Raw genomic sequence first — 23,983 nt, 5'->3', positions numbered from 1 at the left:
TCATCCGAGCGGATGAAAGGGCTCGCGGCGCGGTCCGATCGTCCGCCCGGTGGATACGCTGGTCGGCATGTCGACGGAGGGCAACGGTGGCCACGACTGGGCCACCTGGGACGCGTACCACGACGCCTGGCGACGACTCGACCGGGCGCTCGACCGGGCCGTCCAGGCGGGCGCCGGCATCTCCGTCCCCGAGTTCGAGATCCTGATCGGCCTGCACCGCGACCCCGACCACCGTCTGCGCGTCCGGGACATCGCCGCGGGGATCGGCTGGGAGAAGTCACGCGTCAGCCACCAGGTCACGCGGATGGTCTCCCGCGGCCTGGTCGAACGGGCGGACTGCCCGAGCGATGCCCGTGGCAGCTGGGTGGTGATGACCGCGGACGGTCGTCGCGCGGTGCTCGCCGGCATCCGCGCGCACACCGGTGCGCTCGAGGACCTGTTCTGGAGGCCCGTGGGGACCGACGCCGAGACGCTGCGGTCCGTCAGTGCGCGCGTCCAGGACGCCATCGGCCCCGACGACGCCTCGGACGAGGCCGACGTCGGCTAGAGCGTGACGACGGCGAGCGCGCCGCGCTCACCGCGCAGCCGGACCTGCACGCTCTTGATCTCGTCCCGCGGGATGTCCGTCGACGCCGACAGCCCTCGGGCATCCGCGCCGGCAGCCGTCCACGAGCCCACGGTCTGCGTCGTGCCGTCGGTCCGGACGACGACGAGGTCGTAGAGGATCGACCCGTCCGGCGACCACTCCTTGCCGCCGTACGAGCACCCCCAGTCGAAGCGGGTGCCCCACTGCTCGCCGCTGATGGCGAGCTGGACGTCGAGTCCCTGCACGCCGGTCATGTCGTAGCGGTCGGCGGTGGCGGCCGCCGTCGGAGCGGCACCGGCCTGCACCGTGGTGCGCTCCCCCGCGGCGCCGACCGCGAGCCCGCCCAGGACGGCGGCGACCACCGCGAGCCCCGCGGTTGCGGCGACCCAGACCCGGCGACGGCGGCGACGGTGTCGGACGCGGTGCGCGACGGAGGCGAGGTCGCTCTCGGAACGGGTGTCGGGCCTCCCGTCCGGTTCTGCGATCTCGATCGCCTGGTCGGCCGGCAGCTTGCCGAGCAGCCCCGGCAGACCGACCAGCTCCGCGACGGCGGCCGCACAGCGGTCGCAGTTCTCGAGGTGCCGTTCGTACTCCAGGCGCTCGCTCGCCGGGAGCGACCCGAGGACGTACGCCGCATCCCACTCCGCGTACTTGTCGTCGCTCATCGGGTCACTCCTCGTTCCTGCAGTGCGAGCCGCAGGGCTCGCAGCCCGTAGTGCAACCGCGACTTGGCGGTGCCCTCCGGGATGTCGTGTCGTCGTGCGATCTCCGGCACCGTGTGCCCGAGCCAGTACGCGTCCACCACCACGCGACGGTGGTCCGGGCTCAGCGACGCGAGTGCGTCGGCGACCACGATCCGGTCCAGCACGGCGTCCGTGCTGTCCGACTCGATCCGTTCGACCTGGTGCTCGGTGCCGTGCTCACGGCGGTTGCGAGCCGACCGTGCGTCGTCGACCACCAGGTTGCGCGCCACCGTGAAGAGCCACGCCCGTGCGCTGTCGGGTGCCCGTTCGAGCACGGCCGGGCGCTGCCAGGCGCGGACCATCGTCTCCTGCACGACGTCCTCGACCGTCGAGCCGTCCCGCGTGAGGTGCCGGACGTACCGCGTGAGCGCGTCACCGTGCTCGCGGTACAGCGTCGCGAGCAGCTCGTCCGCGGAACGACTCGTCACGGTCACTTCCCGAGGTCGAGGGAGAACTCGACGGAGCCCTTCCCGTCCACGGTGACGAAGCCGAGCGAGGGGGCCTTCACGCCGTAGTCGGCGAAGGTGATCGGCACGGTGCCGGCGACCTGGACGGTCCCGCCCTTGCCGACCGCGACCTGGGCGTCGGCCGTGACCGGCTTCTCGACGCCGTGCAGGTCCATCGTGCCGGCCAGGGTGACGTCCTGCGTGGAGCCGTCGAGCGCCTTCGTGACGTCGACCGGCTTCGTGAGCTCGAACGTCGCCGTCGGGTACTTGTCGGTCTGCAGCGCGGTGGAACGGAAGTACTCGTCGCGGGCGGCTTCCGGGGTGCTGATCTTGCCGACCTGCACGGTGACGGACGCCTTGGTGAGGGAGCCGCCGTCGACGACGGCGGTGCCCTTGACGTCCTTGGTGCGACCGACCACGTTCACATCATTCCCCTGCAGGACCTCGTGCACCCGGTACCCGGCGTACGAGCTGCTCTTGCTGGTCCAGGTGCCGTCGGCGTCCTTCGCGTCGAGGGTTCCGGACGAGGACGCCGACAGCGAGGGTGCTGCGGCGGCCTGGCCGTTGACGGTGTTCGCGTAGATGACCGGGCCGGCGATGACGGCTGCTGCCGCCACGACGACGACGCCGGCGGAGATCCCGATGATGACCTTGGTTCGTTTGCGGAGTGCCATACCCAGACGACGAGGCAGCCGGGCGGATCGTTCAAACGGGTTTCAGTCGGAGGTGCGGGCGCGGTCCTGGTCGGCGCGGTCCTGGTCGGATCGGTCGTCGTCCGCCGCTGTGTCGTCCGCGGTGTCCGTCACGGCGCCGTCGTCGGTCGCGGGGGTCTCCCCGCGCATCCGCACGAGGCTCGCCAGCGTCGACACGGCCATCGCGGCGACGATCACCAGCAGGGACACCCACGTGTTGATCTCCGGCGCCCACTCGATGTGGTGGCCGCCGTTCAGGAACGGCAGCTCGTTGTCGTGCAGCGCGTGCAGCACGAGCTTCACGCCGATGAAGGCCAGGATCACGGCGATGCCGTACTTCAGGTAGACCAGACGCTCGAGCAGGCCGCCCAACAGGAAGTAGAGCTGGCGCAGACCCATCAGCGCGAAGACGTTCGCGGTGAACACGATGAAGGGGCTCTCGGTGATGCCGAAGATCGCCGGGATCGAGTCGAGCGCGAACAACAGGTCCGTGGTGCCGATCGCGATGAGCACGATGAGCAGCGGCGTGAAGTGCCGGACACCGTCGTGGTGGGTGCGGAACTTCATGCCGTCGTACGTGTCGGTGAGACGGACCCGGCGGCGGAGCAGCCGGACGATGAAGGTGTCGTTCTGGTCGTCCTCGTCCTCGCCGCGGAGCTGCTGGATCGCCGTCCAGATCAGCCAGGCGCCGAAGATGTAGAAGATCCACGAGAAGTTCTCGATGAGCTGCGCGCCGACCAGGATGAAGATGCCGCGGAGCACGAGCGCGATGATGATGCCCAGCAGCAGCACCTCCTGCTGGATCTTCTTCGGCACCGAGAAGCGCGCCATGATGATGACGAACACGAACAGGTTGTCGATGCTCAGGCTGTACTCGGTCAGCCAGCCCGCGAGGAACTGCCCGGCGGAGTCGCCACCGGCGAAGACCAGCATGAGCACCGCGAAGACCAGTGCGAGCCCGACGTAGATGCCCACCCAGATGCCGGATTCGCGCAGCGTCGGCACGTGCGGGCGACGCGCGACGATGAGCAGGTCGGCGAGCAGGATCGCGACCAGGGCGATCATCGAGCCGACTTCGAACACGACGGGGAGCTCGGGCATGCGGAGCCTTCCTTGCTGGTGGTGGGGCGGGCAGCTTCGTGAGCGACCCGCACCAGTCTCCGGCATGATCCGGGCGGTGGCGAACCCGGGGGCTGCGTGCGGCGGACAGAGCCGTGCTGTCAGCGCTCTGCCGTCACCGCGTCCGCGACGGCCCGTGCGACCTCGGTGGCCGGGACCTCGGTCGCGTCGATGACCTCGGCCTCGGCGTGCAGCCAGCCGCGTGCCGCTTCGGCGTAGGCGTCGACGTACGCGAACCGGAACGTGGACGGGCCCACGATCGGGTCGTTCTGGATCCGGTCGCGGAGCGTCGACTCGTCGACGTGCAGCACGAAGTGCCGGACCGGGATGCCGTGGTCCGCGAGCCCCGCGGCGATCTCACGCCAGTACGTCTCGACCAGGACCGTCATCGGCATGATGAGCGGCCCGTCCACGTAGTCGTGCACCCGGCGAGCCGTCTCGACCACGAGCGGCCGCCACGGGTCCCAGTGCTGGAAGTTGTCGCTCTCCGGCAGCCCGGGAGTGACGTCCATCAGCACCTCGCCGACCTTCTCGGCATCGAGGATCCGCGAGCCGGGCAGCAGCGGCTGGAGCAGTCGGCTCGTCGTGGTCTTGCCCGCCCCGTGGGTTCCGTTCAACCAGACGATCACACCAGGACCCTAGCCGCCGACCACCCCGAGGGGCGGTCGGCGGCTGGTTGTCGATCGACCGAACGGTCAGCGACCGCTGAGGTCGTACGGGGCCACCGTCGAGTCGACCGTCGTCAGGTACCCACCCCCGGCGAGCGCCGTGGGCAGCGTGATGGTGCGGAGCACGGAGGGCTTCGCACCGGCGGTGTCGATCTGGGTGATCTTCCCCTCGTCGCCCCGTGTCACGAACACGCTGCGGCCGTCCTCGGTCGCCGCGGTGAACCGCACCGACGCCCCGGTGGCCGGCTGTCCGGCGACGGGCCCCTTGCGGAGCGGCGTGAGCGCGACCGAGGTCGTCGGGCCGGAGTAGACACCGTCGGCCTGCTTCCGCACCAGGACGAGCGAGTCCCCGGTGCCCGACGTCAGCGCGACGGCGGCGAACCGGGCGGTGACGGCGACCCGGGTGAAGGACCCGGTGCCGAGCTCGACGCTGCTGATCCCGCTGGACGCCGTCGACGAGGTGGTCAGGTACGCGGGGACGGCGTTCCACGGGGTACCGGCAGCCGTGCTGCCGGCCTGGGTGCCGACCACGGTCGTCCCGTCCGGCGCCATGCGGGGGCGGTAGCTCTGCACGCTCGGCTTCGGGTACGCGACGGACCGGGAGCCCGTGAAGCCGGTCCGTGTCACCCGGACGGTCTGCACGCCGGCGGCCAGGTCGGAACCGATCACGGTCCCGGTGGCGTTCACGATCGGGCCGTGGGGATACGCGCCGAGGGGCGTGGTCGCGACGGGGCGCGGGTGCGTCGCACCGCGCATGATCGCGGAGACGGAGTAGGCGTCGAGGCGTCCGCCCGCGGTGACGACCAGGCGCAGGGGGCTGCCGACCAGGAACGTCTCGACCTCTTCGGTGCCGCGCTTGCCCGTCGTGGCGAGCTGCACCGCCGAGGTGTCGATCCGGGCGGTGCGCTCCGTCTTCCGCCGCAGGTCGATGACCGTGACCCGCTGTCGCTCGGAGCCGTCGAAGTCGGAGCCGACCGCCAGGTGCCGGCGTGCGGTGTCGGTCGACAGCCAGCCGGCACGCTCCCAGCGCTTGTCGGCGTTGGGGATCGCGTAGTGCTGGGCGATGTGCGCCGTGCCGCGGGGGCCGATGGCGAGGACGTCGAGCTGCGGCTTCGACTCGTCCATGAACGCGATCTGCCCGTGGCCGAGCTGCACGGAGCCCGCGTGGGTGCCGAACTCGATCCCGCTCAGGGTGGCGGTCCGCCGACCGGTCACGGCGTCGTTGACGTACACGCGCTTCGCCGTCGGGTCAGCCGTGACGAGCCAGCTGTGGTGGGCGGTCCGCGTCACGGCGGGTGCAGCCGACGCGGGGACGGCGATCGCGGTGGCGACGAGGGGGACGAGCCCCGCGAGGACGAGGGCGGGGAGGAGACGTGGAGGTCGAGCGGACATGGGGCTCCTGGGGTGCAGTGTCGGATGACGGTCGTCTAGACGATAACCGTTCTCATCTAGACGAGACGCTCCAGAACTGTACGAAGACGCTCAGCATCCCGACGAAGGGGATGGCACCCACGGCCACCGACAGGGCAGCGAAGCAGATCGCCGGCGTCCTGGCCTCGAGTCCGCGGAGCCGCACCGCCGCGACGAGCGCGCCGACCGCGAACGGGAACGTCACGAGGACGGCGTACAGCGGCCACGACAACGGCGCCCACGACTCCGCGCTCTCCCCCTCGGCCCCGACGGAGACGATCGAGCCGGCGACGACGAGCACGATCTCGACGACCGGGGGCAGGGCGATCGCCACGTCACGCACCACCCGTCGCCGCTGCCGCCCCATGCGCCGACCCTAGTGATCCGTGATGTGCATGCTTCCCCGCCTTCCACCAACCGGCCGTGCCAGGGTCGAGCCGTGCACAACTCCACGACAGTCGTCATCGCCGGATGCGGCGACCTCGGGACCGAAGCCGGCCTGCGCTTCGCCGACCAGGGCCACCGCGTGATCGGACTCCGCCGCCGTGCCGAGCTGGTCCCCGCACCGATCACCGGCCGGAGCGTCGACCTGCGCCACGAGGTCCCCGATGTCCCCGCCGACACGAGCGTCGTCGTCGTGGCCTTCGCAGCCGGCAGCCGCGACGTCGACGAGTACCGCGCCACCTACGTCGACGGACTGCGCAACGTGCTCGACGGCATCGACGCCTCGGAGGCCGACCCACGGGTGCTCGTCGTGTCCTCGACCGCCGTGTACGACGTCTCGGACGGCAGCGAAGTCACCGAGGAGACTCCGGCGCGCGGTGCGACCCCGACCGCCGAGGTCCTGGTCGAGGCGGAGGTCCTGCTGCGCGAGCGCGCTCCCGGCGCCGTGCTGGTCCGGCTGTCGGGCGTCTACGGCCCCGGCCGCGAGCGACTGATCGAACAGGTCCGGTCCGGTGCCGCACGGCTGGCACCGGGGACCTCACCGCACACCAACCGCATCCACCGCGACGACGCCGCCGCCGCACTCGTGCACCTGGCGGCGCTGCCGGACCCGGCACCGCTCTACCTGGGGACGGACGACGAGCCGAGCCGGCTGGACGACGTGCTGCGGTTCCTGGCCGACGAACTCGACGTCGCCGAGCCGTCGACGGGTGACGGTGACGCGCGGCAGGCCGGCGGCGACAAGCGCCTGTCGAACGCGCTCCTCCGGTCGACGGGATGGACACCCCAGTACCCGACGTTCCGCGAGGGGTACCGCGCCGTGCTGGCGGGCGCGGGCACACGCCACCCCTGACGCCCCGCGAGACACCGGTGTTCGCACTCCGAACACCCACGTGCCGGTGTGCAATGCGCGAACACCGGTGTTTTGCGGACCCACACACCCGCCCGACAGACGCGCTCAGTGGCCGCGGTGGTCCTGGATCGTGATCCGCGGCCCGAACGACGGCTTCCGGAACCCGGAGCCACCGATCAACCGCACGACCCGCTCCCGGTGCCCGCGCCAGGGTTCGAGCAGCTCGAGCATCCCGTCGTCGTCGACCGGGGCACCGGTGAGCGCCCACCCGACGAGCGCCGGCACGTGGAAGTCCCCCACGCTCGGCGAGTCCGGGTCGCCGTGGGAGCGCTGCGCGGTCTCGGCGGCGGTCCACCGCCCCACCCCGGGGATCGACTGCAGCTTCGTGGAGACGACCTCGCCGCCGCGGCCGTGCGCCAGGGTCCGTTCGAGTGCCGGCGCGAGCTTCACGGCGCGCATCACTGTGGCGGAGCGTCCCGGTTCGATGCCTGCCCGGTGCCACTCCCAGCTCGGGATCCGTGCCCACGTCCGAGCATCCGGCGGCACCATCATGCCCGCGGGTGCCGGACCGGGTGCCGGGGTGCCGTGCCGACGGAGCAGGTACCGCCACGCGCCCCACGCCTGCCGCGAGGTCACCTTCTGCTCCATGATCGCCGGGACGAGCATCGCGACGACGGTGTTCGTGCGGAGCAGCCGGAGCCCGGGCTGCCGGTGTCGTGCCGCGGCCAGGAACTCGTTGGCGGAGACGTCGAACGACGACCAGTCGTCGCCGCGTCCGAGCAGATCGGGGGCGTGCTCGACCGCCCACGACGCACCGCTCCCCCACGCCGACACCGCGATGGTGTCGCCGGCCCGCCGGATCGCCACGGAAGCGGGGCCGGAGGGCGTGCGCAGCGCGAGCCACACGACGCCGCCGACCACCTGGAAGGCCGGGTCGCCGGAGCCGCGCTGCAGGGGCCGCAGGGTCGACGCGACGTCCACCGCGCCTCCAGGCCGGTACACCGTGTCGACGCGAGACGCGTCACCGGACGCACCAGCGGCGTCGACGGCGGCGGAAGCGAGCAGGGACACACGGGGATGGTAATGCGGAACCACCGTCAGTCATGATGGGCACTGATCCCCACCACCCGACGACGGAGTTCCCATGCGCATCGGCATCCTCACCTCCGGAGGCGACTGCCCCGGCCTGAACGCGGTCATCCGCGCGATCGTCCTGAAGGGCATCGCCATCTACGGACACGACTTCGTCGGCTTCCGCGACGGGTGGCGCGGGGTGGTCGACGGCGACATCGTCCCGCTCGGCCGCAAGGACATCCAGGGCATCGCGAAGCAGGGCGGCACGATCCTCGGCACCAGCCGCACGAACCCGTTCGAAGGCCCCAACGGCGGGTTCGAGAACATCTCCGCGACCCTGCAGCGGCACGGGATCGACGCGATCGTCGCGATCGGCGGCGAGGGCACCCTTGCCGCCGCGAAGCGCCTGACCGACGCCGGCCTGCAGATCGTGGGCGTGCCGAAGACGGTCGACAACGACCTGGGCGCGACCGACTACACGTTCGGCTTCGACACCGCCGTCGCCATCGCGACCGAGGCGATGGACCGCCTGCGCACCACGGGCGAGTCGCACTCGCGCTGCATGGTCGCCGAGGTGATGGGTCGACACGTGGGCTGGATCGCGCTGCACTCCGGCATGGCCGCGGGCGCGCACGCGATCCTCATCCCGGAGCAGAAGACGAGCATGGAACAGATCGCGAAGTGGGTGCGGGCCGCCTACGACCGTGGTCGCGCACCGCTCGTGGTGGTGGCCGAGGGCTTCGTCCCCGACCACGAGGACACGGCGCACACGGAGCGCGGGCTCGACGCCTTCGGGCGGCCGCGGCTCGGTGGCATCGGCGAGCGCCTCGCGCCGCTCATCGAGGAGATGACGGGCATCGAGACGCGGGCCACGACCCTGGGGCACATCCAGCGCGGTGGCACGCCGACCGCGTACGACCGGGTGCTCTCGACCCGGCTCGGGCTGGCGGCGATCGACTCGGTCGTCGAGGAGCGCTGGGGCCGGATGGTGGCGCTTCGGGGCACCGAGATCGAGCACGTCTCGTTCGAGGAGGCGCTCGGCGAGCTCAAGACGGTGCCGCAGGCGCGGTTCGACGAGGCCGCCATCATGTTCGGCTGAGTGGGGCGGGGGGGGTGGGCCTGGGCTGTTTCGGGCGTACCTGGTCGAATCGGGCGTACCTGGTCGGTTGTTCTGCCCCGGTATGCCCGAACCCACCAGGCATCGCACACGTTCTGGGAAAGAACGGGCATGCCGAGGCGCCCGCCGACTCTGCGCCGGGTCGGATCGGGCGTACCTCGTCGAATCGGGCGTACCTGGTCGGTTCTTCTGCCCCGGTATGCCCGAACCCACCAGGCATCGCACACGTTCTGGGAAAGAACGGACCGAAGGCCGGGAGGCCCGGGGTAGCGTCCGCCACATGACCCGCGCCGTCCTCGTGTCCAGTGCAGCCCCGCCCACCGTCACCGACGTCGACCTGCCGGATCCGGCCGAGGGCGAGGCCCTGGTCGACGTCACGTACTCGAGCGTCAACTACAAGGACGGCCTCGCCCTCGCGCGGAACCCCGGCGTCGCCCGGCTCGACCCACTGGTGCCGGGGATCGACGTCGTCGGCACGGTGTCGGGGCTCGGGCCGGGTGTGCACGAGGTCGCGATCGGTGACCGGGTGGTGTTGAACGGTGCTGGCCTGGGTGAGACCCGGCACGGGGGCTGGGCAACGCAGGCCGTGGTGCCGTCCGGGTCGCTCGTCGTGCTGCCCGAGGCGATCGACGACTCGTTCGCGGCGGCCATCGGCACCGCGGGGTTCACGGCGATGCTCAGTGTGCTGGCGCTCGAGCGCTTCGTCGCACCGGACGACGGCCCCGTGCTCGTGACCGGGGCGTCCGGCGGGGTCGGCACCGTGGCGATCGCGCTCCTCGCGGCCCGCGGGTACCGGGTGACGGCGTCGACCGGACGCGCGGCCAACACGGACTCGCTCCGCCGACTAGGCGCGACCGACGTGATCGACCGCGGCACCCTGTCCGAGCCGGGCAAGCCGATGCAGCGTGCCGCCTGGGCCGGAGCGGTGGACAGCGTCGGCGGGGCCACGCTGGCGAACGTCCTGGCATCGACCCGGTGGGGCGGTGCCGTGACGGCGTGCGGGCTGGCGCAGGACTCAGCGCTGCCGACGACCGTGCTGCCGTTCATCCTGCGGTCGGTGTCGCTGCTCGGGATCAACTCCGTCGACGCCCCGCTCGAACTCCGACGTCGGGCGTGGGACCGGCTCGCGACCGATCTCGACGCGGCGCTCCTGGCCGACGTCACCCGCACGGTCACGCCCGAGCAGGCCATCGCGGTGGGAGCCGAGGTCGTCGCGGGACGGGTGCACGGACGAACGGTCGTCGCCGTGGCGGGCTGATCCGGCGCGTTTTCCGAGCGGTTGATTTAGCAAACGCTTGCATATTGGCACGCTAGGATTTCGAGTGTCGATTTCGTCCTCGAGGAGATGACATGCCGGTCCCCAAGTCCACCGTGGAGAGCTCTCCCCGGAAGCTCCTGCGCGACGTCGTCTACGACAAGATGCTCGCGGCCCTGCGTGACGGAACCCTGCAGCACGGCGAGCGCCTGAACGACGACGAGCTGGTCCAGTGGCTGGGTGTGAGTCGCACCCCGATCCGCGAGGCCATCGCCAAGCTCGTCGACATCGGTCTGGTCGAGATGGAGGCGAACCGGTACACCCGCGTCGCCACCCCGACCTTCGAGGACTGGGTCATCGCGACCCGCGCGACCGCCGGGTTCTTCGAGCTCAGCCTGCGCTGGGGCGTCCCCGAGTACGGCGACGAGGACGTCGATGCCCTCACCGTGCTGCTCGACAAGGCCGACCGCATGCGCAAGGTGCGCGACTACGGGTTCAGCGGCGCGCTCACCGAGATCATCGAGTTCGCCGTCGAGCACTCCGGCAACCCCCTGGTGCAGAACGCGGCCGTGGGTGCCATGGAGCGGGTCCGCTTCACGCTCAACCCCACGCCCCCGTTCGAGCAGTACGGGTCCGAGGCCTTCTTCTCGATCCTGCGCGAAGCGCTCACCGAGCGCGACGGTGAAGGCGCCGCCGAGGCCGGACGAGCCCTCACCCGCAACTTCGAACAGCACATCGAGGCGGTCCGCGCCGACCGCGGCTGACCCGTGGTCGCCGGCGAGTGGGGTGACGCCGATCCCTGGGCGGCCGTGCACGACGACGCCTACGCGTCCCTGCTCGCGCACGTCCGGACCGGCCCCCGCGGACCGGTGTCCGTCGACCTCGACGCACTGAGCTGGGAGTGGGGCACCCCGCGTGGTGACGTCCGTGCGGCGGCGGCCCGGCTCGAGGACCTCGGCATCCTGGTCCACCAGCCGGACGGCACGTGGCAGTACGAGGAGCTCTCCGACGCCGACCTGTCCGACGCGCTGGACTTCTGGGTCACGCTCATCGGTCCGGCCCTCCGTGCCACGATCCCGGCGCTCACCCCCGAGCTGCGTGCCGAACTCGACCGCCGAGTCGCACGAGCCCGCACCACCGCTGCGCTCCGGTTGCCGGAGTACCCGACGGCGTTCGCCGCCGCCTGCCAGTTCTGGTTCGAGCACTCCCCGAACCCCTTGGTGCGGAGCCTCGGCCTGCGCGCGTTCGAGCGGATGCGGTGGGCACGCGTCCCGACCCAACTCTGGTCGGTCCACGACGTGCACGCCTGGTTCGTCACGACCGCCCGCGCGGTGGACACCCGCGATCCGGCCGACGCGGCCGCGGCGGCAGAGGTCATCGACGAGCTGTTCGAGGTCCACCGGCGGAACGTCGGGGTCCCGCGGACGAGCCGCCCGGCGGACGACACCACCGAACACCGCGCAGGTCCGGTCGACCGCGCCCTGCTCCGCGACGTCCGATCCGGCGCGCTGGCGCTCGGGTCCACCCACACGATCGACGACCTGGTGGCACGGACCGGGGCTCCGCCCGAGCAGGTCCTCGGCGCGCTGCGCTGGCTGCACGACCTCGGTCTCCTCGAGGACGACCGGGGACGCCACCGCGTCGTCGAGCCGTCGTTGACGACATGGCGCGACACGATGGAGCTGCTCACCGGGGTCTTCACCCACGGCGCCGTCCACGTCCTGCCCGGGCTCCGTGGGCCCGCGCTCGAGGAGCTCCGCCAGCTCGTGGCACGGGCCCGCGAGGACGGCCAGGTGCGCGACCACCGGTACACCGAGAGCGCGTTCGCCGTCACCCGGTTCCTGTCCGAGCAGTCCGGCAACCGCTGGACCCGTGAAGCCCTGCGCCTGGTGATGGCCCGGCTCGCCTACGCGCTGCCCGAGGCCCCCACGTTCCGGCAGTGGGACGCCGAGGCGCTCTGGCTCGCGCTGGACACGGCCGCGGGCAGCGCAGACGTCAGCACCGCACGGGCCGCAGCCCGCCGGTTCGTCGACGTCGCACGGGCGCACGTGGACGACGTCACGGCGCGGTGGGGCACGATGGGGTCATGACCGACGCGCACGACGACGTCCTGATCCACGCCACCGGGGTCCGCGTCACGCGCTCCGGCCGCGACCTGCTGCACGACGTCGACCTGACCGTCCGGCGCGGGGAGCACTGGGCCTTGCTCGGACCGAACGGTGCGGGCAAGTCCACACTGCTGGCCGTCCTCGGCGCGACCGGACACCCCACCGCGGGCACCGTCGAGGTCCTCGGCCGCCGGCTCGGGCGCATCGACGTCCGCGAACTCCGGGAGCACATCGGCCACGTCGACCCCCGGCACCGGATGCTGTCACCGCTCACGGTGCTCGAGACCGTGCTCACCGGGCTGACCGGCACGACGGACCTCATGATGCGGTGGGAGCCCTCGGGCGAGCAGGTCGCCCTGGCCGAGCAGCACATCGCCGACGTCGGACTCACGGCACGACGGGACGCACGCTGGCCGGTGCTGTCGCAGGGTGAGCGGGGACGCGCCCTCATCGCCCGGGCCCTGATGTCCGAACCCCAGCTGCTGCTGCTCGACGAGCCGGCGACCGGGTTGGACGTCGCCGCTCGGGAGCACCTGCTCGAGACCGTCGACGCGCTGCGGCACCGGCACCCCGAGCTGGGCAGCGTCATGGTGACGCACCACCTGGAGGACCTGCCGGCCTCGACGTCGCACGCGATGCTGCTCCGCGACGGTGCCGTCGTGGCCCAGGGCACCTCGGACGAGGTCATCACGTCGTCGGCAGTGTCGCACGCGTTCGACTTCCCGCTCGCGATCCTGCGGTCGGAAGGGCGCTGGGCGGCACGCCGATCCGCCTGACGCGTGCTTGAATGGCCGTTCAGTGTCCGCGGCCCGTGTCGGGGAGGGACCCGGCACCGCACCACGGTGTCACGCCGCGGACCGTCACCAGGGGGAACCATGACGAACACGCCGCCGCCCTACCCGGGGTCCGAGCCGCAGCCGAACGACGGGCAGCCGAACGCCGGCCAGCCGAACGGCCAGCAGTACCCGCAGCAGCCCGCAGGCCAGCCGTACGCGCAGCAGCAGCCCGTCGGCCAGCCCTACGCGCAGCCGCAGCCGCAGCAGCCCGCCGGCCAGCCGTACGCCCAGGCCGGAGCCGCTCCCTACGCACCCCCGCCCAAGTCGTCGTCCTCCCGCGGCAAGCGCGTCCTGATCTCGGTGCTCGGCGTCGTCGTGGCCGTGGTGGTGGCGTTCCTCGTCCGCCAGGGCCTCAACGCAGCCTTCAGCGACTCCACCGAAGAGAAGGTCTCGAAGGCCGTCGAGCAGATCCGCGAGCAGAGCGACCTGCCCAAGCAGGTCGACTCCGTCACGACGTGGACCGGGATCGAGGCCGAGGGCGCCGCGATCCACTACGACTACACGGTGTCGTCGAACGTCGATCCGGCCTCGATCACCGAGGGGGCCATCCGCGACGCCGTCGGGCCGAACCTCTGCTCGAACAGCGAGACGAAGAAGCTCCTCGACGAGGACGTCGACATGCGGTACACGTACAAGTTCGAGGGCTCGTCGAAGACGGTCGACACGACCTTCACGAAGGCCGACTGCTCCTGAGCCCCGACGCCCGTCACGCGGGCGCGGCGGCAGCAGCCTCCGCGCCCGTCACACGGTCGCGGCGGCAGCAGCCTCCGCGGCCGCGGGCAGGGCGTCGAGGATCCGTCCGACCGCGCGGTCGTCGTGCGCGGCCGTGACGAACCACGCCTCGAAGACGCTCGGCGGCAGGGTCACCCCGGCGTCGAGCATCGCGTGGAAGAACGGCGCGTAGCGGAACACGTCCTGCGCCCGCACGTCGTCGTAGTTCCGCGGTGCCTGCTCGGTGAACGCGAACGAGAACAGGTTGCCGGCGCGCTGTACGGTGTGGGCGACGCCCTCGGCCGACAGGGCGTCCGACGTGGCCGCCGAGATGACCGCAGCCGTGCGGTTGAGCGACTCGTACACGGACGGCGTCGCGGCCCGCAGCGTGGCGATGCCGGCAGCGACGGCCAACGGGTTCCCCGACAGGGTGCCCGCCTGGTACACCGGCCCGAGCGGGGCGAGGAAGTCCATGACCTCACGCCGTCCACCGAGTGCGGCGAGGGGCATGCCGCCACCGATGACCTTGCCGAACGTGATGAGGTCGGGCTTCCACCCGGCACCGTCCGGCACGACCTTGGACGCCTCGAGGCCCCACCAGCCGGCAGCACCGACGCGGAACCCGGTCAGGACCTCGTCGACGATGAGCAGCGCCCCGTGCGACCGGGTGATCTGCGCCAGGGCACGGTTGAAGCCGCGCTCCGGTGCAAGGACGCCCATGTTCGCGGCGGCGGACTCGACGATGACGGCGGCGATGCGCTCGGAGTGCTCGTCGAACGCCCGGCGGACGGCGTCGAGGTCGTTGTACGGCAGCACGAGGGTCTGCGCGGCGGTCTCGGCAGTGATGCCCGCGCTGCCCGGCATGGCCAGGGTCGCGACGCCCGAGCCGGCCTCGGCCAGCAGGGAGTCCGAGTGCCCGTGGTAGTGCCCGGCGAACTTCACGAGCAGGTCGCGACCGGTGTAGCCGCGGGCCAGCCGGATCGCCGTCATCGTGGCCTCGGTGCCGGTCGACACCATCCGGAGCTTCTCGATGGGGCCGTCGCCGTCCACCGACACCCGCTGCTTCACGAGTTCGGCAAGCTCGGTCTCCCCCGGGGTCGACGCCCCGAACGACAGTCCGCGCGCGGCGGCCTGCTGCACGGCCTCGACCGTGCCGGGGTGGGCGTGCCCGAGGATCGCGGGGCCCCACGACGCGACGAGGTCGACGTACTCGCGACCCTCGGCGTCGGTGACGTAGGCGCCCTTCGCGGACACCAGGAACCGCGGGGTGCCGCCGACCGATCCGTAGGCACGGACCGGGGAGTTCACACCACCCGGGATCGCGTTCTTGGCACGGCCGAACAGCTGGTCGTTCGTGGTCATTCGGGGGCCTTCCCGGTCGAGGCGATGCCGGTGACGTCCGCGGTGCTGCCCGAGGTGCGGAGGCCCGCTTCCTCGTTGAGCTTCCGCGCGATGTCGACGGCGAAGTAGGTCAGGATCGCGTCGGCACCGGCGCGCTTGATGCCGACGAGCGACTCCATCGCGGCGGCGTCGCGGTCGATCCACCCGTTCTGCGCTGCTGCGGTGATCATCGCGTACTCGCCGGAGATCTGGTACGCCCAGACCGGGACCGGCGAGGTCGCCGCGGTCTCGGCGAGCACGTCGAGGTAGCTCATCGCGGGCTTCACCATCACGATGTCGGCGCCCTCGTCGACGTCGAGCTCGACCTCGCGGAGCCCCTGCCGACCGTTCGCGGCGTCGATCTGGTACGTCCGGCGGTCGCCGACGAGCGACGACGACACGGCCTCACGGAAGGGCCCGTAGAACGCCGAGGCGTACTTGGCGGCGTAGGCGAGCAGCGCGGTCCCGCTGTGCCCGGCGCCGTCGAGGGCGTCGCGTGCGGCGGCGATCTGGCCGTCCATCATGCCGCTCATGCAGACGAGCTCGGCACCGGCCTCGGCCTGCGCGACCGCCATGTCGCGGTAGCGCAGCAGGGTGGCGTCGTTGTCGACGGAGCCGTCGGCTGCCAGCACACCGCAGTGTCCGTGGTCGGTGAACTCGTCGAGGCACAGGTCGGACTGCACCACGAGGGCATCCCCCACCTCTTCCTTGGCCACCCGGATGGCCACGTTGAGGATGCCGTCCGGGTCGGTCGCGCCGGAGCCGGTGGCGTCCTTCGTGGTCGGCACGCCGAACAGGTTCACGCCACCCACACCGACCGACGCGGCGTCGACCAGCGCGCGGCGGAACGAGTCGAGGGAGTGCTGCTGCACCCCCGGCATGCTCGAGATCGCCACGGCGTCGGTCGCGCCTTCGCGGATGAACATCGGCAGCACGAGCTCGGCGGGGTGGAGCCGGGTCTCGGCCACGAGTCGTCGCATCGCGGGGGTGGCGCGGAGCCGACGGGGGCGGACCTGGGGGAAGCGTCCAGTCACGAGTGACCTTCCTGGTGGGGGGTGGTTGGGTTCAGTGCCTCGACGACGGCGTCGAGCAGGGCTTCTGCGGACCTGGTGCCTCCGACCGCGTGCACGGGCAGTCCGGCCGCACGGGCGTCGGTCGCGGTCCCGGGGCCGATGCAGGCCACGATGGTGCGGGGGTCGAGCGGGGTCATCCGGCGGGCGATCTCGCGGGCGACGCTGCCGCTCGTCACGAGCACCGCAGCGGGCGTCGTCTCGAGGGTGATCGGCTCGTCGCCGGTCCCCACGGTACGGTACGCGACCACGTCGTCCACGTCGATGCCGCGGGCACGGAGGCCGTCGACGAGCGTCGGTGCGGCGATCTCGGAGCGGGGGAACAGCACGGTGCCGTCGGTGTCCGGCAACTCCTGCACCAGGCCGACTGCGGACGTCTCGTCCGGCACCAGGTCGACGACCCAGCCCGCAGCGCGCGCGGCACGGGCGGTCGGCTCGCCGACCGCGGCGACGCGCACCCCGGCCGGGAGGCCCGCCACGCGTTCCGACAGGACCGTCACGGCCATCGCACTGGTCACCACCACCCATGCGTAACCAGCCACAGGGGTTCGGTCCCCGATGGAATTCGGCGATCCGTTCCTCCCGGCCGCACCGGAGGCGACCAGGCGGCGGACCGCAGCATCGAGGGCGACGGGGTCGGACGGCGGAGCGTCCGTGATGAGGGGGACGACGACGGGGGCGAGCCCTCGGGCCCGCGCCGCTTCGGCGACCCGGTCCCCCCACGCACCGCCACGCGGGACGAGGACGACCGGGGGTCGCGCCTCGTCCGTCGCGGTGGTGGAGGGTTCCGTGGTGACCGCCTACTCGGCCGGCGTCGCGAGGCCGGGGCCCGCGGTGTACGGCCCGTCCGTGGTGTCCTCGGCGACGGTGGTCGCCAGGTCGGCAAGGTCGGCGGCGCCGTTCTCGAGCAGCTCGGTCGCCACACGGCCACCGACCGCGAGCGCTTCGTCGAGACGCTCCTGCGCCGAACCGTCGAGCACGGCCGCGTGCGACGCGGTGCGGTACTCGGTGCCATCGGGGCGGTAGACGGTAGCGGACACGAGCAGCAGCTCGGCGTCCACGACGGCCGTCGCACCGATCGGGGCGGAGCAGCCGGCCTCGAGCTTGGCGAGGACCTCGCGCTCGGCCGTCACCGTCAGGCGCGTGGGGGCGTGCTCGATCTTGCGGAGTGCGGCGAGCAGCCCACGATCGGTCTCGTCCGAGCGGATCTCCACCGCGAGCGCGCCCTGTCCGGGAGCACTCGGCCAGAAGCCGAGGTCGAGCAGTTCCGTGGCGGCCGACAGGCGGTCGATGCGCCCGAGGCCGGCGGCGGCGAGCACCACGGCGTCGAGGTCGTCGTCCACCCGGCCGAGGCGGGTGTCGATGTTGCCGCGGATGTCGATCACGTCGAGGTCGGGGCGCTGCGCACGGAGCTGCGCGGCACGGCGGGGCGAACCGGTGCCGACCTTCGCGCCCTCGGGCAGGGTGTCGACGGTGGCGCCGTTCCGGGCGACGAGGACGTCACGAGCGTCCGCACGCTTCGGCACGGCACCGATCGTCAGGCCCGGGTACGGCGCGGTCGGCAGGTCCTTGAGCGAGTGCACGAGGACGTCGACCTCACCGGCGACCAGGGCTTCACGCAGGGCGCTGGCGAAGACACCGGTGCCGCCGAGTGACGCCAGGGAGGCACGGTTCGTGTCGCCCTCGCTCGTGACGGTGACGAGCTCGACGGGCCGACCGGCCGCCTTCGCCAGGCGGTCGGCGACGTCCTGCGACTGCGCGACCGCGAGCCGGCTGGCACGGGTGCCGAGCCGGATCGGGGTCGGTCCGTCGGGCCCTGTGGCGCTGGGGTCGTTCACGGTCGTGTCGGTCACGGAGCGACGCCCGCGGCGGCGGGCTTGAACCCCGCTCGCACGTTCTCGCAGCACCCCGGACGGCACACGTCGTACCAGGGGCCGATGTCGGTCATGTGCGGGCGCTCGGCCTTGGGCGTGCCGTTGACCCGCTCGAGCACCAGGTCGACGAGACCGGACACGTAGGCCGGGTCGATGCCGGGGGTCTGCGTGCGGAGCGACCAGAAGCCGAGCTCACCGGCGGTCTCGGTGGCTTCCTCGTCGAGGTCCCACATGACCTCCATGTGGTCGCTGACGAAGCCGAGCGGGACGATCAGCACGGCACGCGTCGGGCCGCCCTTGAGGTCCTCGTTCATGTAGTCGTTGATGTCGGGCTCGAGCCACGGCTGCGTCGGGGGGCCGGAGCGCGACTGGTAGACGAGCTTCCAGGCGGGCTTCGACGTGCCCTGCAGGTGGGCGTGCTCGGGCTGCTCGAGGAGCTCGGCCCAGGCCTGGTCGAGGACGACCTCGCCGACGGCCAGGTGCTGCGCCTCGTACGCGCCGTGCTCGTCGAACCCGCGGTAGTCGGGACCCGAACGGGCGGCGTCGGTCGAGGGGATGGAGTGCGTCGAGAAGAGCACCTGCAGCTCGGTCGCGACGTCCAGGCCCTCGTTCTCGGCGATCGCGCGGGCCATGCCGTCGCGGACGCCGTCGACGAACGGGCGGACGAAGCCCGGGTGGTCGAAGAACTGGCGGACCTTGTCGATCTGGATGGTGTCGATCAGACCGGTCTCGTTGAGCACGCGGGCGTAGTCCTCGCGGTACTGCCGGCAGCTCGAGAACGACGAGTACGCGCTCGTGGCGATGGCGACGAGCTTCGTGTAGCCCTTGTCCGCCGCCTCGGTGAAGGCTTCTTCGAGGTAGGGCTCCCAGTTGCGGTTGCCCCAGAGGACCGGCATGTCGATGCCGCGCGACGCCAGCTCGGCCTCGAGCGCGGCCTTGAGCGCTCGGTTCTGCGCGTTGATCGGGCTCACGCCGCCGAAGTGGCGGTAGTGGTGCGCCACCTCTTCCAGACGCTCGTCCGGGATCCCGCGGCCGCGGGTGACGTTGCGCAGGAAGGGGATGACGTCGTCCTGTCCCTCGGGGCCACCGAAGCCGGCGAGCAGGATCGCGTCGTACGCGGTCGGGGTCTCGACGTGCTCGGGACCGGACGCCGCCGCGGGGGTGGCGGCGAGGACCTGGCCGTTCGTGATCATGCTGGTGTCGGTCATGACAGCACCTCCGGGAGTTCGGCGGTCGTCACGCGACGACCCGTGAAGAAGGGGACCTCTTCGCGCACGTGCATGCGCGCTTCGGTGTAGCGGAGATCGCGCATCAGGTCGACCAGGTCGACGAGGTCCGGGCTCTCGAGCGGCAGGATCCACTCGTAGTCGCTCAGGGCGAAGGTCGCGATGGTGTTCGTGAGCACGCGGCGGTACTTCGCGCCGGCGACGCCGTGGTCGCGGAGCATCTTGGAGCGCTCCTCTTCCGGCAGCAGGTACCACTCGTAGGAGCGGACGAACGGGTACACCGTGATCCACGCCTCGGGGTCCTTGCCGCGCAGGAACGCGGGGGTGTGCCGCTTGTTGAACTCGGCCTCGCGGTGCATGGCCATGACGTGCCAGACCGGCTCGGCGTCCTGGAACAGGCCGGTGCGACGGATCTCGCGCAGCACGGCCTGGATCGCCTGTGCGTCGTCGCCGTGCAGCCAGACCATGACGTCGGCGTCGGCACGGAAGGCCGAGACGTCGTAGAAGCCACGGATCGTGACCCCGCGCTCGGCGGCGCTGGCGATCACGGTGTCGAGTTCGGCCACGGCGTCGTCGCCGACGCGGTGCACCGGGCCGAGGGGCCGGCGGAACACTGCCCAGAGGGCGTAGGCCGTCAGCAGGTTCGGGTCGATCCCGGAGTCCGGCTGACCGGTCTCGGCGGGTTCCGTGTGGGGGTGGTCGTGCGCGGGCACGGGCCCGGTGTTCGTGGGCGCGTCGGAGCTCATGGATCCATTGTCCTATCGGTTGCCAGGGTGTTGGCCGCCCCGCATCCGGTGGACCGCGCTCGGGCGGTCTACCGCCGTCGGAGCACCAGCACGACGATACCCCCGACCACCGCCACGCCGGCTGCGAGACCGGCCAGGTAGGGCACCGGCTTCTCGTCGAGACCGCGCTTGAACTTCGACGCCGCGATCCCGATCTGCTTCGGGACGTTGAGCTTGTCCTCGATCGCGTCGAGGGTGTCGAACAGCTGGGCGCGGGTCGCGGCGACGCGAGCAGCGAGATCGTCGTGCGGGTCGGTCACGGTTCCTCCGTCGGTGGTGCGGCTGTCGGGCTGTCGGCGCTCAGGAGCGGCCGTCGACGTCCGGCTTGCGGCTGCCGTACTGCGTCGGCGGGGTCGGCTTCTTGCCGAGGCCCTTGACCGCGTTGATGTCGTCCTTGACGCTGGCGATCGTGCGCTTCGGCGTGATCGGCAGGCCCTTCTTCAGGCGCTTCCAGCCGATCAGGCCGAGGATCGCGGCGATGATCAGCATCACCACGGCCACCACCAGTGCGGCCAGCCACGCCGGCATCACGGTCGCGAGGCCCATCACGGCTGCGGTCAGCAGGACGCCGATCGCGTAGAGCACGACGACGAGCGCACCGACCAGCAGACCGGCTGCGAGGCCGAAGATCTTCGCCTTCGTGAGCATCTCGGCCTTGAGCAGGTCGATCTCGCCCTTGACCAGGCCCTTGACGAGCTTCGGGACGTCACCGACCAGGCCGAACAGCGAACGCGACTTGCGATCGCGAGTGTCGGTCATGAGGTGGTGGTGTCCTTCTTCTGGCCGACCTTGCGGACGGCCTTCTTGGTCGTCTCACCGATGAACTCGGCGACGTCCGGGGTCTTGTCGGCGATGAAGTCCTCGGCGACGTGCACGCCCTTCTGGACGCCGTTGCTGTTCCAGACCTTGCCGCTGACGGTCTTGATCTGCTCGTACCGCGCCCGTCCGGCTCGCGATCCCAGGACGTACCCGAGTGCGGCGCCGGCGACGAACAGGAGCTTTCCGCGCATGTGCGATTCCTCCGTGCATTGGTTGTGCGGTGGTCATGCACCGAACGGAATACGTCCGGCGGTCTCACCAACAGTAGCCCTCAGGGGCTGCGCGGTCCGCTCAGGAACCGAGGATCTCGTCGGCTGCCTTCCGAGCGGCGGCGATGATCCCCGCCAGGCCGCGTCCGGTCGAGGCCTCGCCGATCCCGACGACGCCCTCGGCCAGCCCGGCCGCGGTGAGGTCTGGTCCGTACCAACCGACGCGTGCGGCTCCGCTGACGCGGTCGGCCGTGATCGGCACACCGAGCAGCGTGGACGCGTCCTGCAGGGCACGGCTGCCGACGGGGTCGGTCGGGTCGACCGGGAGGCTCGTGGCGACGCCCGCAGGGTCCGTCGCCGTGGTCGCGTAGCTGAGCCGCAGGACGTGGCGTCCGTCCGCCACGTCGGCCAGCCACGGCCACTTCACCGTCGCGTGCGTGAGGGCCTTCGCCGACACGGCCTGCGCGTCCGGGTGCACGAGCATCCCCGTGCCACGGGGGGCGGCGTCGAGCTCCGGCTGGTCGACGACGAGCGTGACGAGCTGGATGCCCGTCCGGTCGGGAGCGGCGGTGCGCTCCGGGTCGGCGACGGAGGACAGGGTGTGCTGGGCCGGCAGCCGTTCGGTCGTGCCGTCGGCGCCGACGATCTCGACCGCGTGCGCCTCGATGCGGGTCGCCCGGGCGTGCAGCCGGACGTCCACCCCGTAGGTCGCCATGTCGGCGACGAGCTCGTCCACCAGGCGCACCGTCCCACCGCGGATCCCCTGCACCGGGGTGCCGGCGGCCGCGCGTGCCCGCAGCGACAGGACGGCGCGGGCGAGCGAGCCCTCGCGGAGCAGTGCGGCGCGCAGGCCCGGGGCCACCCGGTCTGGGTCGAGCTGGTCGGGGTGGGTGGAGTGCACGCCACCGGCGATCGGCACCACGAGGTCGTCGAGCACCCGCTCCCCCATGCGCCGGCGGACGAGTTCGCCGAGCGAGGAGGCCTTGGCGCCCACCGGTGCCGGCAGCAGCGAGTCCATCTGGGCGCGCAGGCCGCCCTTCTGCCCGACCACGGCCAGCACGTCGGCGGCCATCGGGGTGCTCGGGATGCCGAGGAGTCCGGTCGCCGGGATCGGGGAGGTCCGGCCGTCGCGGGTCATCAGCCAGGCGCCGCGGGGGTCGGGGGCGACGACGTCGTTGCCGAGCCCGAGCTCGATCGCCAGGCGGCCGACGGCGTCCGTGCGGGTGGCGAAGGAGTCCGCCGCCATGTCGAGGTCGATCCCGCCGACGGTGTGCCGACGGATCATGCCGCCGAGCGCACCCGAGGACTCGACGAGCACCACGTGGGCGCCGCCCTTGGCGAGGTCACGGGCTGTGAGGAGCCCGGCGATCCCGCCGCCGACCACGACGACGTCGGTCACGCGCCGGCTCCGTCCTGCGCTGCACCGTCGTCCGCGCGGCCGTCGCCGAGCGAGTGGACCAGCTCGACCACGCGGGTCAGGACGTCCGGGTCGGTCTCGGGCGGGACCCCGTGGCCGAGGTTCACGACGTGGGCCCGTGCGGCGCCACCCCGACGGACGACGTCGCGGACGTGCGCTTCGAGGACGTCCCACGGCGCCGAGAGCATCGCCGGGTCGATGTTGCCCTGCACGCTGACGCCGGTGCCGACGCGCTGGACCGCCTGGTCGAGCGGCAGGCGCCAGTCGACCCCGACCGCGTCGACGCCCACGGTGTCCGTGCCGAAGGTCGTCATGTCGGCCAGGACCTCGCCGCTGCCGACGCCGAAGTGGATGCGCGGCACCCCGAGCTCGGCGACGTGCGACATCGCCTGGGCGGAGTGCGGGGCGACGGACCGGACGTAGTCGGCGCGGGACAGCGACCCGACCCACGAGTCGAAGAGCTGCGCGGCCGAGGCCCCGGCGAGCACCTGTGCCCGGAGGAACATCCCGGACACCTCGGCGGCCCAGGCGAGCAGCCGCGACCAGGTCTCGGGGTCGGCGTGCATGAGCGTGCGGGCGCGGATGTGGTCCTTGGACGGGCCACCCTCGACCAGGTAGGCGGCGAGGGTGAACGGCGCCCCCGCGAAGCCGATCAGCGGGGTGTCGCCGAGCTGGTCGACCGTGCGTCGGACGGCCTGCTCGATCGGGGCGAGGGCCACGGGGTCGAGCTGCTCGAGGGCGTCGACGTCGGCGGGGGTCCGGATCGGCGACGAGAGCACCGGGCCACGACCGGGGACGATCTCGACGTCCACACCGGCGAGCTTGATCGGCACGACGATGTCGCTGAAGAAGATGCCCGCGTCGACCCCGTGCCTGCGGACCGGCTGCAGGGTGATCTCCGACGCCATCTCCGGGTCGAGGCACGCGTCGAGCATGGCTGTGCCGATCCGAAGCTCCCGGTACTCCGGAAGGGACCGTCCGGCCTGCCGCATGAACCACACCGGGAGCGTCTCCGGACGGTCACCCCGCAGGGCCCGCACCAGGCGGGAACCACTCGTCCGCCCTGATGCCAGGGGGTGGGAGTCGGGGAGGGATGTGGTCGTCGCTTCGGTCACCGGATGATTCTCCCATCGAGCGCGTT

The 23,983-nt window shown here is 71.9% G+C and carries 27 protein-coding genes; 8 read left to right on the top strand and 19 right to left on the bottom strand.

The features are described from left to right. Window positions 1-67: 67 nt before the first annotated feature. Window positions 68-547: a MarR family winged helix-turn-helix transcriptional regulator gene (locus DEI98_RS02420; RefSeq protein WP_071404493.1), complete on the top strand. Its 480-nt coding sequence runs from the start codon at window positions 68-70 to the stop codon at window positions 545-547. Here DEI98_RS02420 and DEI98_RS02415 read toward each other — a convergent pair. The 7 genes from DEI98_RS02415 to DEI98_RS02385 all read right to left on the bottom strand — a co-directional run bounded on the left by DEI98_RS02415 (window position 544) and on the right by DEI98_RS02385 (window position 6,031). Beyond that, the gene (locus DEI98_RS02415) at window positions 544-1,251 is read right to left on the bottom strand and encodes a zf-HC2 domain-containing protein (protein WP_111045605.1); all 708 of its coding nucleotides are present in this window, start codon (window positions 1,249-1,251) and stop codon (window positions 544-546) included. The genes DEI98_RS02420 and DEI98_RS02415 overlap by 4 nt on opposite strands. Then, complete coding sequence (locus DEI98_RS02410; protein WP_071404491.1) at window positions 1,248-1,763, bottom strand: sigma-70 family RNA polymerase sigma factor; 516 nt, start codon at window positions 1,761-1,763, stop codon at window positions 1,248-1,250. The genes DEI98_RS02415 and DEI98_RS02410 overlap by 4 nt, the downstream gene beginning before the upstream one ends. After that, complete coding sequence (locus tag DEI98_RS02405; protein WP_111028741.1) at window positions 1,760-2,449, bottom strand: YceI family protein; 690 nt, start codon at window positions 2,447-2,449, stop codon at window positions 1,760-1,762. The genes DEI98_RS02410 and DEI98_RS02405 overlap by 4 nt, the downstream gene beginning before the upstream one ends. Window positions 2,450-2,491: 42 nt before the next feature. Then, window positions 2,492-3,568: a TerC family protein gene (locus DEI98_RS02400; RefSeq protein WP_111099773.1), complete on the bottom strand. Its 1,077-nt coding sequence runs from the start codon at window positions 3,566-3,568 to the stop codon at window positions 2,492-2,494. 119 nt (window positions 3,569-3,687) lie between these two features. Then, the gene (locus tag DEI98_RS02395) at window positions 3,688-4,215 is read right to left on the bottom strand and encodes an AAA family ATPase (protein ID WP_111099772.1); all 528 of its coding nucleotides are present in this window, start codon (window positions 4,213-4,215) and stop codon (window positions 3,688-3,690) included. Window positions 4,216-4,281: 66 nt separating this feature from the next. After that, a complete protein-coding gene (locus DEI98_RS02390) occupies window positions 4,282-5,646 on the bottom strand; it encodes a hypothetical protein (protein WP_111055233.1) in 1,365 nt (454 codons plus the stop codon). A 52-nt stretch (window positions 5,647-5,698) separates the two neighbouring features. After that, window positions 5,699-6,031: a hypothetical protein gene (locus DEI98_RS02385; RefSeq protein WP_111028745.1), complete on the bottom strand. Its 333-nt coding sequence runs from the start codon at window positions 6,029-6,031 to the stop codon at window positions 5,699-5,701. Window positions 6,032-6,103: 72 nt separating this feature from the next. Between DEI98_RS02385 and DEI98_RS02380 the strand changes: the two genes are divergently transcribed. Next, a complete protein-coding gene (locus DEI98_RS02380) occupies window positions 6,104-6,961 on the top strand; it encodes an NAD-dependent epimerase/dehydratase family protein (protein WP_111055235.1) in 858 nt (285 codons plus the stop codon). A gap of 105 nt (window positions 6,962-7,066) precedes the next feature. On the opposite strand, the gene DEI98_RS02375 is transcribed toward DEI98_RS02380, so the two are convergent. Further along, window positions 7,067-8,032, bottom strand: a complete 966-nt coding sequence (locus tag DEI98_RS02375) for a DNA-3-methyladenine glycosylase (protein ID WP_111099771.1) — start codon at window positions 8,030-8,032, stop codon at window positions 7,067-7,069. 73 nt (window positions 8,033-8,105) lie between these two features. On the opposite strand from DEI98_RS02375, the gene DEI98_RS02370 reads away from it, so the two are divergent. The 6 genes from DEI98_RS02370 to DEI98_RS02345 all read left to right on the top strand — a co-directional run bounded on the left by DEI98_RS02370 (window position 8,106) and on the right by DEI98_RS02345 (window position 14,044). Then, window positions 8,106-9,134, top strand: a complete 1,029-nt coding sequence (locus tag DEI98_RS02370; protein WP_071404484.1) for a 6-phosphofructokinase — start codon at window positions 8,106-8,108, stop codon at window positions 9,132-9,134. Between the two features lie 298 nt (window positions 9,135-9,432). Beyond that, window positions 9,433-10,410 carry an MDR family oxidoreductase gene (locus DEI98_RS02365; RefSeq protein WP_111099770.1) on the top strand — a complete coding sequence of 326 codons (978 nt, stop codon included), beginning with the start codon at window positions 9,433-9,435 and terminating at the stop codon, window positions 10,408-10,410. A gap of 92 nt (window positions 10,411-10,502) precedes the next feature. Continuing rightward, window positions 10,503-11,171 carry a GntR family transcriptional regulator gene (locus DEI98_RS02360; protein WP_111099769.1) on the top strand — a complete coding sequence of 223 codons (669 nt, stop codon included), beginning with the start codon at window positions 10,503-10,505 and terminating at the stop codon, window positions 11,169-11,171. 3 nt (window positions 11,172-11,174) lie between these two features. Beyond that, window positions 11,175-12,497 carry a hypothetical protein gene (locus DEI98_RS02355; RefSeq protein WP_110863594.1) on the top strand — a complete coding sequence of 441 codons (1,323 nt, stop codon included), beginning with the start codon at window positions 11,175-11,177 and terminating at the stop codon, window positions 12,495-12,497. Next, window positions 12,494-13,291, top strand: coding sequence for an ABC transporter ATP-binding protein (locus tag DEI98_RS02350; RefSeq protein WP_111099768.1), 798 nt, complete (start codon window positions 12,494-12,496; stop codon window positions 13,289-13,291). The genes DEI98_RS02355 and DEI98_RS02350 overlap by 4 nt, the downstream gene beginning before the upstream one ends. A 99-nt stretch (window positions 13,292-13,390) precedes the next feature. After that, window positions 13,391-14,044, top strand: a complete 654-nt coding sequence (locus DEI98_RS02345) for a hypothetical protein (RefSeq protein WP_111099767.1) — start codon at window positions 13,391-13,393, stop codon at window positions 14,042-14,044. Window positions 14,045-14,092: 48 nt separating this feature from the next. Here DEI98_RS02345 and hemL read toward each other — a convergent pair whose 3' ends face one another. The 11 genes from hemL to hemE form a co-directional block, all read right to left on the bottom strand. Further along, the gene (gene hemL / locus DEI98_RS02340) at window positions 14,093-15,424 is read right to left on the bottom strand and encodes a glutamate-1-semialdehyde 2,1-aminomutase (RefSeq protein ID WP_111099766.1); all 1,332 of its coding nucleotides are present in this window, start codon (window positions 15,422-15,424) and stop codon (window positions 14,093-14,095) included. Next, window positions 15,421-16,476, bottom strand: coding sequence for a porphobilinogen synthase (hemB, locus tag DEI98_RS02335; RefSeq protein WP_258370714.1), 1,056 nt, complete (start codon window positions 16,474-16,476; stop codon window positions 15,421-15,423). Before hemB ends, hemL begins: the two co-directional genes overlap by 4 nt. Beyond that, window positions 16,473-17,054, bottom strand: a complete 582-nt coding sequence (locus DEI98_RS02330; protein WP_258370713.1) for a uroporphyrinogen-III synthase — start codon at window positions 17,052-17,054, stop codon at window positions 16,473-16,475. The genes hemB and DEI98_RS02330 overlap by 4 nt, the downstream gene beginning before the upstream one ends. Window positions 17,055-17,312: 258 nt before the next feature. Further along, complete coding sequence (gene hemC / locus DEI98_RS02325; RefSeq protein ID WP_258370712.1) at window positions 17,313-18,365, bottom strand: hydroxymethylbilane synthase; 1,053 nt, start codon at window positions 18,363-18,365, stop codon at window positions 17,313-17,315. Further along, window positions 18,362-19,594, bottom strand: a complete 1,233-nt coding sequence (locus tag DEI98_RS02320) for a ferrochelatase (protein ID WP_111099763.1) — start codon at window positions 19,592-19,594, stop codon at window positions 18,362-18,364. Before DEI98_RS02320 ends, hemC begins: the two co-directional genes overlap by 4 nt. Next, window positions 19,591-20,358, bottom strand: coding sequence for a hydrogen peroxide-dependent heme synthase (hemQ, locus tag DEI98_RS02315; RefSeq protein WP_181422600.1), 768 nt, complete (start codon window positions 20,356-20,358; stop codon window positions 19,591-19,593). Before hemQ ends, DEI98_RS02320 begins: the two co-directional genes overlap by 4 nt. A gap of 68 nt (window positions 20,359-20,426) precedes the next feature. Continuing rightward, complete coding sequence (locus tag DEI98_RS02310; protein WP_071404475.1) at window positions 20,427-20,657, bottom strand: DUF3618 domain-containing protein; 231 nt, start codon at window positions 20,655-20,657, stop codon at window positions 20,427-20,429. Between the two features lie 40 nt (window positions 20,658-20,697). Next, window positions 20,698-21,156: a phage holin family protein gene (locus tag DEI98_RS02305; RefSeq protein WP_111099762.1), complete on the bottom strand. Its 459-nt coding sequence runs from the start codon at window positions 21,154-21,156 to the stop codon at window positions 20,698-20,700. Then, window positions 21,153-21,407, bottom strand: a complete 255-nt coding sequence (locus tag DEI98_RS02300; protein WP_017887727.1) for a hypothetical protein — start codon at window positions 21,405-21,407, stop codon at window positions 21,153-21,155. The genes DEI98_RS02305 and DEI98_RS02300 overlap by 4 nt, the downstream gene beginning before the upstream one ends. Before the next feature lie 100 nt (window positions 21,408-21,507). Continuing rightward, window positions 21,508-22,824, bottom strand: coding sequence for an NAD(P)/FAD-dependent oxidoreductase (locus tag DEI98_RS02295; RefSeq protein ID WP_220037050.1), 1,317 nt, complete (start codon window positions 22,822-22,824; stop codon window positions 21,508-21,510). Next, on the bottom strand, window positions 22,821-23,957 hold the full coding sequence (gene hemE / locus DEI98_RS02290; protein ID WP_111099761.1) for a uroporphyrinogen decarboxylase: 1,137 nt from the start codon (window positions 23,955-23,957) through the stop codon (window positions 22,821-22,823). The genes DEI98_RS02295 and hemE overlap by 4 nt, the downstream gene beginning before the upstream one ends. Window positions 23,958-23,983 lie beyond the last annotated feature (26 nt).

Source organism: Curtobacterium sp. MCLR17_034 (assembly GCF_003234485.1).
GTDB lineage: Bacteria > Actinomycetota > Actinomycetes > Actinomycetales > Microbacteriaceae > Curtobacterium > Curtobacterium flaccumfaciens.
This window is presented reverse-complemented; position numbering and strand designations above follow the sequence as displayed.

Bases quoted from the DNA above. Each gene is read 5' to 3' on its own strand.
- hemL (WP_111099766.1), bottom strand. From the start codon at position 15,424: ATGACCACGAACGACCAGCTGTTCGGCCGTGCCAAGAACGCGATCCCG.
- DEI98_RS02365 (WP_111099770.1), top strand. From the start codon at position 9,433: ATGACCCGCGCCGTCCTCGTGTCCAGTGCAGCCCCGCCCACCGTCACC.
- DEI98_RS02415 (WP_111045605.1), bottom strand. From the start codon at position 1,251: ATGAGCGACGACAAGTACGCGGAGTGGGATGCGGCGTACGTCCTCGGG.
- DEI98_RS02320 (WP_111099763.1), bottom strand. From the start codon at position 19,594: ATGACCGACACCAGCATGATCACGAACGGCCAGGTCCTCGCCGCCACC.
- DEI98_RS02390 (WP_111055233.1), bottom strand. From the start codon at position 5,646: ATGTCCGCTCGACCTCCACGTCTCCTCCCCGCCCTCGTCCTCGCGGGG.
- DEI98_RS02305 (WP_111099762.1), bottom strand. From the start codon at position 21,156: ATGACCGACACTCGCGATCGCAAGTCGCGTTCGCTGTTCGGCCTGGTC.
- DEI98_RS02370 (WP_071404484.1), top strand. From the start codon at position 8,106: ATGCGCATCGGCATCCTCACCTCCGGAGGCGACTGCCCCGGCCTGAAC.
- DEI98_RS02420 (WP_071404493.1), top strand. From the start codon at position 68: ATGTCGACGGAGGGCAACGGTGGCCACGACTGGGCCACCTGGGACGCG.
- DEI98_RS02300 (WP_017887727.1), bottom strand. From the start codon at position 21,407: ATGCGCGGAAAGCTCCTGTTCGTCGCCGGCGCCGCACTCGGGTACGTC.
- DEI98_RS02360 (WP_111099769.1), top strand. From the start codon at position 10,503: ATGCCGGTCCCCAAGTCCACCGTGGAGAGCTCTCCCCGGAAGCTCCTG.
- DEI98_RS02345 (WP_111099767.1), top strand. From the start codon at position 13,391: ATGACGAACACGCCGCCGCCCTACCCGGGGTCCGAGCCGCAGCCGAAC.
- DEI98_RS02385 (WP_111028745.1), bottom strand. From the start codon at position 6,031: ATGGGGCGGCAGCGGCGACGGGTGGTGCGTGACGTGGCGATCGCCCTG.
- DEI98_RS02350 (WP_111099768.1), top strand. From the start codon at position 12,494: ATGACCGACGCGCACGACGACGTCCTGATCCACGCCACCGGGGTCCGC.
- DEI98_RS02405 (WP_111028741.1), bottom strand. From the start codon at position 2,449: ATGGCACTCCGCAAACGAACCAAGGTCATCATCGGGATCTCCGCCGGC.
- hemQ (WP_181422600.1), bottom strand. From the start codon at position 20,358: ATGAGCTCCGACGCGCCCACGAACACCGGGCCCGTGCCCGCGCACGAC.
- DEI98_RS02400 (WP_111099773.1), bottom strand. From the start codon at position 3,568: ATGCCCGAGCTCCCCGTCGTGTTCGAAGTCGGCTCGATGATCGCCCTG.